Source organism: Rhodococcus sp. IEGM 1379 (assembly GCF_030056815.1).
Lineage (GTDB): Bacteria > Actinomycetota > Actinomycetes > Mycobacteriales > Mycobacteriaceae > Rhodococcus_F.
Genome location: NZ_JASHKR010000185.1, coordinates 1 through 1,110, shown reverse-complemented (window position 1 = coordinate 1,110; position 1,110 = coordinate 1). Strand labels below are relative to the sequence as shown.

Here is a 1,110-nt window from a genome sequence, read left to right as displayed (position 1 = left end):
GACCGAGTCCGAGTTCCTGGCACGCCGTGAGGCTGTCGATCGTGTGATGGTTGTTCGTGATCGTGCGGACAGCGGTCAGCCGCATGCCACCACACAGGTCGCGGTTCTCGAAGACGGCGTTCTCGTCGAGCACTTCGTCACCAACTCGGCAGCTGCCTCGATGGTCGGCAACGTGTACCTGGGCCGTGTCCAGAACGTGCTGCCCAGCATGGAAGCTGCGTTCATCGACATCGGACGCGGTCGCAATGGCGTCCTGTACGCCGGCGAGGTCAACTGGGAAGCTGCCGGTCTCGGTGGCAATTCCCGCAAGATCGAGCAGGCTCTCAAGCCGGGCGATCAGGTTCTGGTGCAGGTCAGCAAGGATCCGGTCGGGCACAAGGGTGCTCGCCTGACCACGCAGATCTCGCTGGCCGGACGATTCCTGGTGTACGTGCCGGGAGGTTCGTCCACCGGTATCAGCCGCAAGCTGCCCGACACCGAGCGCAAGCGTCTCAAGGAAATCCTGCGCGACATCGTTCCGGCCGACGCCGGCGTGATCATTCGCACTGCCTCCGAAGGCGTCAGCGAAGAAGAGCTGGCGCGCGACGTCACTCGTCTGCAGTCGCAGTGGGCCGGCATCGAAGAGCAGGCCGCAGCGGCGGACGCCGGCAAGTCCGGTCAGCCGCAGGCACTGTACGAAGAGCCGGACATGCTGGTCAAGGTGATTCGTGACCTGTTCAACGAGGACTTCTCCAAGTTGGTCATCGAAGGCGAGAAGGCGCACACGACGGTTGAGAACTACATCAACTCCGTGGCTCCTGATCTGCTGCCGCGACTCGAGAAGTACACGCCGAACAACAACATCGACGTCTTCGCAGCGCGTCGTATCGACGAGCAGTTGGCCAAGGCACTCGACCGCAAGGTGTGGCTGCCATCCGGCGGCACCCTGGTGATCGACCGCACCGAGGCCATGACGGTTGTCGACGTCAACACCGGCAAGTTCACCGGAGCGGGTGGCAACCTCGAAGAGACCGTCACGCGAAACAACCTCGAAGCTGCCGAAGAGATCGTTCGCCAGATGCGCCTGCGGGACATCGGCGGAATGATCGTCGTCGACTTCATCGACATGGT

General features: G+C 62.7%; 1 protein-coding gene. It reads left to right on the top strand.

Annotation, left to right across the window (positions count from 1 at the left end; genetic code table 11):
- Positions 1 to 1,110 (top strand): Rne/Rng family ribonuclease (locus QM600_RS29420; RefSeq protein ID WP_283265307.1); only part of this gene is annotated, 1,110 nt, incomplete at both ends.